The following is a 9,716-nucleotide window of genomic DNA, read 5'->3' on the forward strand; positions in this document are numbered from 1 at the left end:
CCGGTGTGAAGTGCTTAGGCTGGGGATAGCTGTTTCTTTGGTTACTTTCTTTGCAGCAGCAAAGAAAGTGACTGCCGCCCCGCATAGGGGCAACGCCAACAGACCGACACGAAATCAGGCTTCCACGACAACAAGCCAGAAAACGAAAGCGCGTTACCGCACAGACAAACAAGCGCAGCAGACAACCCCACAACAACCCAAAACCGCCCCCGAAACAAAGGCATAAACTTACCGAACCGCCAAAAAAAGGCAAAAAACAAAAGGACCGCCCACATGGCAAATGCACTCCCCGACAAGTTGCTCCCGGGCGCACCCTACCCGCTCGGAGCCAACTGGGACGGTCTGGGCGTCAACTTCGCGGTATTTTCATCGAATGCGCACCGCATCGAGGTCTGTCTCTTCGATAGCACCGGCCGCAAGGAACTGATGCGTTTCGATCTGCCCGAGTGCACTGATGAAATCTGGCACGGCTACCTCCCCGGCGCGCATCCCGGCACCGTCTACGGTTTCCGCGCACACGGCCCGTATCAGCCGCAACAGGGGCATCGCTTCAATCCGCACAAGCTGCTGCTCGACCCCTACGCCAAAAAGCTCGTCGGTCCGTGGCGCTGGTCGGACGCGCTTTTCGGTTATCGCGTGCATTCGAACCGGCTCGACATGTCGATGGATCGCCGCGACTCCGCCCCCGCGATGCCCAAGTGCATCGTCACCGACGACGCCTTCGACTGGTCGCGCGACGTGCGCCCCGACACGCCGTGGGGCGAAACCATCGTCTACGAGACGCACGTGCGCGGCACATCGATGATGCGCAACGACATCCGCCAGCACGAGCGCGGCACCTTCGCGGCGCTCTCGTCGCCGTGGTTCATCGAGCACTTGCAGAAGCTCGGCATCACCGCCGTCGAGTTCCTGCCGGTGCACGCGTTTCTGAACGACCGCTTTCTCGTCGAGCGCAGCCTCAAGAACTACTGGGGCTACAACACCGCCGCGTTCTTCGCGCCCGAGCCTTCGTATCTGTCGACGCATCGCCTGAACGAAATGCGCATCGCCGTGCGCCAGTTGCACGCGGCGGGCATCGAAGTGTTTCTCGACGTCGTCTACAACCACACGTGCGAAGGCAACGAACTCGGGCCCACCGTCTCGTGGCGCGGCCTCGACAACGCAAGCTATTACCGCCTCATTCCCGGCGACGAACGCCATTACATCAACGAGACCGGCTGCGGCAATACGCTCAACCTCTCGCATCCGCGCGTGCTGCAAATGGTGATGGATTCGCTGCGCTACTGGTGCACCGCGTTCAACATCGACGGCTTCCGTTTCGATCTCGGCGTGACGCTCGGCCGCGAAGGACACGGCTTCGATCCGGGCTCGGGCTTCTTCGACGCAGTCCGCCAGGACCCGGTGCTCTCCACGCGCAAGCTCATCTCCGAGCCGTGGGACATCGGGCCGGACGGCTATCAGGTCGGCAATCATCCGCCGGGATTCGCCGAGTGGAACGACAAGTATCGCGATGGCGTGCGACGTTTCTGGCGCGGCGATTCCGGCATGCGCCCCGATCTCGCCGCGCGCCTCACCGGCTCCGCGGAACTCTTCAATCGCCGCTTCAGGAAACCGTGGGCGTCGGTGAATTTCGTCGCGTCACATGACGGCTTCACGCTCGCCGATGTCACCGCCTATTCGCACAAGCACAACGAAGCGAATCAGGAAGGCAACAACGACGGCCACAACGAAAACTGCAGCGCGAACTGGGGCGTCGAAGGCCCGACCGACGACCCCGCGATCCTCGAAGTGCGCGCACGTCTCGCCCGCTCGATGGCCGCGACGACACTACTCTCGCTCGGCACGCCGATGCTGCTCGCCGGCGACGAATTCGGCCGCACCCAGCAGGGCAATAACAACGCCTATTGCCAGGACAACGAGATTTCCTGGCTCGACTGGGACGCGGCGCAGAGTCCGCAAGGCGTCGAGATGACGGCGTTCGTCGCAAGAGTTATTGCACTGCGCAAAAACTACCCGGTGCTGCGCGAAACGCGCTTCCTCTACGGCGACCGCGAAGTGCTGCCGGGACTCTACGATGTGAGCTGGTTCGATGAACGCGGCAACGCGCTCGCGATCGAAGCATGGCAGGACCCCGAAGGCCGCGCGCTCACGCTGCGGCGCGCCGGCCCGGGCATCGACGGCGAAATCGATGTGCTGCTCATCATGTTCAATGCATCGTCGCAGGCGCTCGTATTCACGCCGCCCGCGCCGCACTTGGAATGGAACGTGCTCCTCGATAGCGCGGAGCCCGACTCCGTGACACGGCCGCTTGTCGGCAGCGAAGTGGAACTGGCGCCGCACAGCATCGTGGTGATGCTGGCCGAGCCGACCGGCGAAGCGGACTGGCAGGCGGTCTGGATGGCGGGCGCGCATCAGGGTCCGCGCCTTCTGACGGCGCTGCCGCCCGATCCCGGCACGATTGCGTCGCATCGTGAGCCTGAAACCGATTCGTCCCACTGACACTCGCAGTCCATCGCAGCAATACAGGCAGGAAATCATGTCCGAACGTCCGATCGATCCGCACAAGCATCATCATGCGTATTGCCTTCCTTTCGGCGCTCATCTGACGGGCGCAGTGCGCGAGAATCCGCGCACGCGCTTTCGTTTCTGGGCGCCATCGCGCGATGCCGTGCAAGTGGAAATCCAGCGCGCGGGCGGCGCGCCCGAGCTCGTCGACATGCAGGCGACCGGCGACGGCTGGTTCGAAGCCGAAGCCGACGGCGGCGCGGGCACGCTCTATCGCTATCGGCTCGACGAAGATCTCGCCGTCCCCGACCCCGCTTCGCGTTTTCAGCCGCAGGACGTGCACGGTCCGAGCGAAGTCATCGATCCGCGCGCGTATCGCTGGACGCACACGAACTGGCACGGCAGGCCGTGGGAAGAAACCGTGCTGTACGAACTGCATGTCGGCGCGATGGGCGGTTTCGCGGGCGTCACCGCGCGGTTGCCCGAGCTCGCACAACTCGGCGTGACGGCCATCGAACTGATGCCGCTCAACGATTTCTCCGGCACGCGCAACTGGGGCTACGACGGTGTGCTGCCCTACGCGCCCGACTCGGCGTATGGCCGTCCCGAAGATTTGAAGAAGCTCGTCGATACCGCGCATGGTCTCGGCCTGATGGTCTTTCTCGATGTGGTCTACAACCACTTCGGTCCCGACGGCAACTATCTGAACGCGTATGCGAAAACCTTCTTCCGCGAAGGCGTGCACACGCCGTGGGGTCCGGCGATCGATTTCGAGCGCCCGCAAGTGCGCGACCTTTTCTTCGACAATGCCCTGTATTGGCTCAACGAATACCGTTTCGATGGCCTGCGCCTCGATGCGGTGCACGCGATCAACGACGACGAATGGCTGCGCGAGCTCGCGCAACGCGTGCGCAGTTCGGTCGAGGCGAGCCGTCATGTGCATCTCGTGCTGGAGAACGAGCACAACACCGCGAATCTGCTCGAAACGCATTTCGACGCGCAATGGAACGACGACGCGCACAACACGCTGCACGTGCTGCTGACGGGCGAAGACGAGAGCTACTACGGCGCGTATTGCGACAAGCCGATCGAGAAACTTGCGCGCGTGCTGACGGAAGGATTCGCGTATCAGGGCGATCCGTCGCCGATACACGACGGCAAGCCACGCGGCGAAAAGAGCGCGCATCTGCCGCCGACGCGCTTCGTGATGTTCCTGCAGAACCACGATCAGATCGGCAACCGCGCGATGGGCGATCGTCTTCGCTCGCTGACCGACGATGAATCGCTCTTCGCCGCAACGGGCCTTCTGTTGCTGTCGCCGCAGATTCCGCTGTTGTTCATGGAGGAGCAGTACGGCTCGAAGCAGCCGTTCCTGTTCTTCACCGACTATCACGATCAGCTCGCCGACGCGGTGCGCGAAGGCCGCCGCAAGGAGTTCGCGAAGTTCTCCGCGTTCACCGATGAAAAGCGCCGCGCGCTGATTCCCGATCCGAACGACGCGAAGACGTTCGAGATGTCGTCGCCGAAGCTGTCGGACAAACGGGACGAAGCGGACCGGCTCGAATGGCTGCACTTCTATCGCTCGGCGCTCACGGTGCGCGCGAAGCTCGTCACGCCGCGTCTGAAGGGCGCGAAATCGCTCGGAGCGGATGTGCTCGGCGACAAGGCGCTCGTCGCGCGCTGGAAGCTTGGCGACGGCGAGACGCTGAGCGTCGCGCTGAATCTCGGGGAAAGCGCCATCGCGTTGAAGGAGCAGCCGCCGGGCAAGCTCATCTTCGAGACGCCGGCGCGCGCGCAGGATCGCGCACGTGACGGCGAGCTCGGCGGCCGCACGTTCCTCGCATGGCTCACCGGCGAGGTGAACGAATACGCGATCGCGCACGACGCGCGCCGCTTCGAACCGGCATCGGCCGAAGGGAAGGTCTCGTGAGCGCCGCCGCCAGCAATCCGAACGACACGAAGGCCGCGCGCCCCGTGAGCAGCATCGAAGCGCTCGCGGAACGCGCGGGCTTCGAGATCGAATGGAAGGACGCGCACAAGATCATGCAGCGCGTGCCGGAAACGACGCTGCGCAGCCTGCTCGAAAAGCTCGGCCTGCCGTGCGGCAACGCCACGCAGATCAGGCAGAGCATGGCCGCCGTCGATGCCGAGATGAGCGGGCGCAAGCTGCCGCCGCTCATCACCGCCGAAGTGGATCGCGGCATCGCGCTGCCGGTGTCGGCGGCGAAGTCGGGGGCGCGCTATCGCATCGAACTGGAAAGCGGCGCGGTCATCGACGGGCGTTTCACGTCGCCCAAGGGCGAGATCGCGCTGCTCTCGCCGATCGCGGAGCCGGGCTATCACACGCTCGTCATCAACGACCATCACACGACGCTCGCGGTCGCGCCCGCGCGCTGCTACACAATCGACGATGCGTGGCGCACGCTCGACGAAGACGCGGCGAACTCGACTCACGCGCCGCCGCTCTGGGGCGTCGCCGCGCAGGTGTACGGCTTGCGGCGCAACGGCGATGGCGGCATCGGCGATTTCACGGCGCTGGCGTCGCTCGCGACGCAGACCGCGAAGCGCGGCGGACATGCGGTCGCGATCAGCCCGATGCACGCGATGTTCAGCGCCGAGCCGGACAAATTTAGCCCGTATTCGCCGTCGTCGCGGCTCTTTCTCAATATCGCTCATGTCGATCCCGCCGCCGTGCTCGGCGCGCCCGCCGCGCGTGCGGCGATCGAGAAAGCGGGCGTGGCGCACGAGCTCGCCGAACTCGAAGGGCTTGCGCTGATCGACTGGCCGCGTGCATCGAAAGCGCGGCTCGCGATCCTGCGCGCGCTCTTCGATACGTTCTCCGAAGACCGCGATTCGCCCTTCGCGAAGGACTTCGCCGATTTCGTCGATGAAGGCGGCCGCCCGCTCGAAGATCACGCGCGCTTCGAAGCGCTGCAGGCCGCGCAGATCGCTGCGAACGGCGAAGGTCACTGGCGCAACTGGCCCGAAGCCTTGCGCGATCCGCGCAGCGCCGAAGTGACGGAATTCGCGAACGCCAATCGGCGCGAAGTGGATTTCTATCTCTTCACGCAATGGCTCGCCGCGAAGGGACTCATGCACGCGCAGCACGCCGCACGCGATGCGGGCATGGCCGTGGGCCTCGTCGCGGACCTCGCGGTCGGTTGCGACAGCGCGGGCAGTCACGCATGGTCGTATCGCGAGGAGATGCTCACGGGCGTGTCCGTCGGCGCGCCGCCCGATCTCTTCAATCAGGCGGGGCAGTCGTGGGGACTCACGACCTTCTCGCCGCGGGCGATGCGCACGCAGGGGTTCGCGGCGTTCATCGACATGCTCCGCTGTGCGTTCGCGCGCGCGGGCGGCATCCGCATCGATCATATTCTCGGCTTGCGCAGGCTCTGGCTCGTGCCCGAGGGCGAAAGCGCGAAGGACGGCGCGTATCTGCGCTATCCGCTGGAGGACATGCTGCGGCTCATCGCGCTGGAATCGTGGCGGCATCGCGCGATCGTGGTCGGCGAGGATCTCGGCACCGTGCCGCCCGGCTTTACGGAGCGCTTGCAGGAGCACGGCTTGCTGGGCATTCGCGTGCTGTGGTTCGAACGCGAAGTGGACGGCCCGGGCTTCAAGCCGCCGCGCGAATGGGACAGCGGCGTCACCGCGACGACGACGACGCACGACCTGCCGACCGTCACCGGATGGTGGCGCGGCGAGGACATCGTGTGGCGCTCGAAGATCGGCCAGACGATGGCACGCGCGGATGGCCGCGATGCCGTCGAAGTGGCGCTCGAGGAGCGCGGCGGCGATCGCGAACACTTGTGGCGCGCGATCCAGGACGCGGGCATCGCGCCCGGCGACGTGGATGCGCCCGACATCGACAATGCGCCCGTCGATGAAGCGCTCGCCTTCGTCGCCGCGACGCCCGCGCCGCTCGTCACGTATCCGCTCGAAGACCTGCTCGCGCTCGCGGAGCAGCCGAACCTGCCGGGCTCCATCGACGAGCATCCGAACTGGCGCAGGCGGCTCGCCCTGCCCGTCGACGAACTGTTTCTCGACGATGCATTTTCGGACCGCCTGCTCGCCGTCGACACCGCGCGCAGGCGCTCCGTGCAACCGAACGAACACACATCGAAACCCGAATCACCATGACCGTACCGCGTTCCACGCTCAGGCTTCAGCTTCACAAGGGCTTCACTTTCGACGATGCCGCCGCGCAAGTGGACTACTTCGCGCGGCTCGGCGTGAGTCATGCCTACGTGTCGCCGATCACGACCGCGACCGCCGGCTCCACGCACGGCTACGACGTCGTGGACTACACGTCGGTCAATCCCGAACTGGGCGGCGAAGACGGTTTGCGGCGCTTCGTCGAGAAGCTGCGCGCGCACGAGATGGGCCTCATCGTCGATATCGTGCCGAATCACATGGGCGTCGGCGGATCGGAAAACGCGTGGTGGCAGGACATTCTCGAATGGGGCCGGCACGCCGCCCATGCGCGATTCTTCGACGTCGACTGGCATTCGCCCGATCCCGCGTTGCGCGGCAAGGTGCTCGCGCCGTTTCTCGGCGGCGCCTACGGCGACGAGTTGCAGAACGGCAAGATCCGGCTCGCGTATCGGGCGGACGAAGGGCGTTTCGTCATCGAGTATTACTCGAACGTGTTTCCGGTGTGCCCGGTCGATTACCCCGCCGTGTTTCAGGAAGCGCCGGAGCTTGCGCAACGCTTCGTCGGCCTGACGACGCAGCCGACCGATCAGCCGCGCGCCACCGATGCGCGCACCGCGCTCGTCACCATCGCGCAGACCGAGGGCGGTCGTGCCGCGATCGAAGCAATCCTCGCCGCGCACGCGCCCGACACGCCCGCGGGCCGCGACCGGCTGCATCGGCTGCTGGAGCGGCAGCATTACCGGCTCGCATGGTGGCGCACAGCCGCCGACGAAGTGAACTGGCGGCGCTTCTTCGACGTGAGCACGCTGGGCGGCGTGCGCGTCGAGCGGCCCGAGGTGTTCGAGGCATCGCATGCGCTGATTTTCAGGCTCTTCACCGAAGGTCTGATCGATGGCGTGCGAGTCGATCACGTCGATGGTCTCGCCGAGCCGCGCGAGTATTGCCAGCGCCTGCGAACGCGGCTGGAAGAGCTGTCGGCGCAGCGGCCCGAGGCATTGCGACACGGCAATGGACACACGTATTTCGTGGTCGAGAAGATACTCGCGCGCGGCGAGCCGTTGCGCCGCGAGTGGCAGGTCGATGGAACGACCGGCTACGACTTCATGAACGATGTCGGCGCGCTGCTGCACGATCCGGCGGGTGCGCAGCCGCTCGCCGCGCTCTGGGCGGAGGTCACGGGCAAGAGCGCGTGCTTCGCCGACGAAGCGCTCGCCGCGCGCCGCAAGATACTCGCGGAGAATCTGTCGGCCGAACTGGATCGCGTGACGCGCGCGTTGCATCGCATCGCGCGGGATGCACATACCACGCGGGATTTCACGTTCACGTCGATCAGGCGCGCGGTCGCGGAACTCGTCGTGCAGTTTCCGGTGTATCGCATTTATCCCGTGAGCGGCGTGCGCAGCCCCGAGGACGAGCACTTCTTCTCGCAGGCGCTCGAAGCTGCGCGCGCCGTGCTTGCGCGCGCGGATCATGTCGTGCTCGATCAGGTCGCGCAATGGCTCGGCGGCAAGCTGCCCGACGAATTGCCGCCGCAGCCGGAGCGCAACGAACGTCCGGACCGCGGACGCGATCGCGCCGCGGAGCGCAATCGCGAGCGCGACCGCAATCAGGTGCCGGCGGCTCAGACGCCGCCGTCATCGAGCGGTTCGCAGCGTCGCGCGGCGCAGACGCTGTTCTCGCAACTGACATCGCCGGTGGCGGCGAAGGCCGTCGAGGATACGGCGTGTTATCGCTACGGACGCCTCATTTCGCGCAATGAAGTCGGCGCGGACCCGGGCGAGTTTGCGTTGTCCGTCGATGCGTTTCACGCGGGCAATCGCGAACGCTTCGATGCGTTTCCGCACGCGATGCTCTGCACGGCGACGCACGATCACAAGCGCGGCGAGGATGTGCGCGCGCGCATCGCGGCATTGAGCGAGATTCCCGATGAATGGGCCGCGACACTTCGGCAATGGTCCACCTTGAACACGCCGTTGCGACGCGGCCCGAGCGGCGGACACGGCGAAACGAGCGACGTCAATGACTGGGCGCCGGGACCGGCTGCGGAGGCGATGCTGTATCAGACGCTCGTCGGCTGCTGGCCGATGACGCTCGAGCCCGACGACGAGGCAGGCGTTCACGCGCTCGCGGAGCGTGTCGCGGGATGGCAACTGAAGTCGCTGCGCGAGGCGAAGCTGCGCACGAGCTGGTTCGCCCCCGATGAAGCGTATGAGAATGCGTGCAAGGACTTTCTCTTCGATATCGTCGCGCCGCAGCGGCGCAATGGCTTTCTGCAGGAGTTGTCGGCGTTCGTCGCGCGCATCGGACCGCTCGGTGCGATCAACAGTTTTCAGCAGACGCTTTTGCGACTGACATCGCCGGGTGTGCCGGATCTTTATCAGGGCACGGAGTTGTGGGACTTCAGTCTTGTGGACCCGGATAATCGCCGGCCTGTCGATTATGAGTTGCGTCGGCAGTGGCTCGCTGAGGTCGAAGAGAAAGGACCGCCTTCGGAACAGTTGGCGAACTGGCGCGACGGGCGCGTGAAACTGTCGCTCGTGAGGCGGGCTTTGGCTCTGCGCAAGCATTGCGAGTCGTTGTTCGCTCAGGGCGAGTATGTGGCGCTCGACGTGCAGGGCGAACATGCGGGGCGGGTGATTGCGTATGCGCGCCATGCGGGGAGCGCGTATGCGATCGTGATTGCTACGCGGCTTGCGGCGCCGTTGTTGGGCGCGGGATGTGACGTGCCGATCGTTGGGCCGGAGCGTTGGGGGGATACTTCGGTCGTGCTGCCCGAGGCGCTTCATTCGCGTGCGTTGTTCGACTGGTTGAGTCCGAATGCGCCCAAGGCTGAGGGTGAGAGGTTGTTTCTGCGCGATGCTCTGGCGGCCATGCCGGTGGCTTTGCTCGTTGAGGAAGGTGTGCCGAAGGTTTGAGGGTTTGGGTCGCGGGTTCTTCTCGCGTGGAATCCTGTGTTCGTGTCGGTCTATTAGCACTGCCCCTCCCCGGGGCGGGGGTCACTTTCTTTGCTGCTGCAAAGAAAGTAACCAAAGAAAGCAGCTTCTCATCGCCCG

The 9,716-nt window shown here is 65.2% G+C and carries 4 protein-coding genes and 1 pseudogene; all 5 read left to right on the forward strand.

Annotated features, from left to right (window positions below; genetic code table 11):
- A pseudogene (locus QCE73_RS32430) lies at nt 1–226 on the forward strand (hypothetical protein); the annotation flags it as partial.
- Between the two features lie 47 nt (nt 227–273).
- Nucleotides 274–2,499: a glycogen debranching protein GlgX gene (glgX, locus tag QCE73_RS32435; protein WP_309885095.1), complete on the forward strand. Its 2,226-nt coding sequence runs from the start codon at nt 274–276 to the stop codon at nt 2,497–2,499.
- A 37-nt stretch (nt 2,500–2,536) separates the two neighbouring features.
- Nucleotides 2,537–4,435 (forward strand): malto-oligosyltrehalose trehalohydrolase, encoded by a 1,899-nt coding sequence (gene treZ, locus QCE73_RS32440; protein WP_309885096.1) that lies wholly within the window; start codon nt 2,537–2,539, stop codon nt 4,433–4,435.
- On the forward strand, nt 4,432–6,648 hold the full coding sequence (gene malQ / locus QCE73_RS32445; protein ID WP_309885097.1) for a 4-alpha-glucanotransferase: 2,217 nt from the start codon (nt 4,432–4,434) through the stop codon (nt 6,646–6,648). The genes treZ and malQ overlap by 4 nt, the downstream gene beginning before the upstream one ends.
- A complete protein-coding gene (treY, locus tag QCE73_RS32450) occupies nt 6,645–9,578 on the forward strand; it encodes a malto-oligosyltrehalose synthase (RefSeq protein ID WP_309885098.1) in 2,934 nt (977 codons plus the stop codon). The genes malQ and treY overlap by 4 nt, the downstream gene beginning before the upstream one ends.
- Nucleotides 9,579–9,716: the final 138 nt, after the last annotated feature.

It is taken from the genome of Caballeronia sp. LZ029 (assembly GCF_031451275.1).
Taxonomy (GTDB): Bacteria; Pseudomonadota; Gammaproteobacteria; order Burkholderiales; family Burkholderiaceae; genus Caballeronia; species Caballeronia jiangsuensis.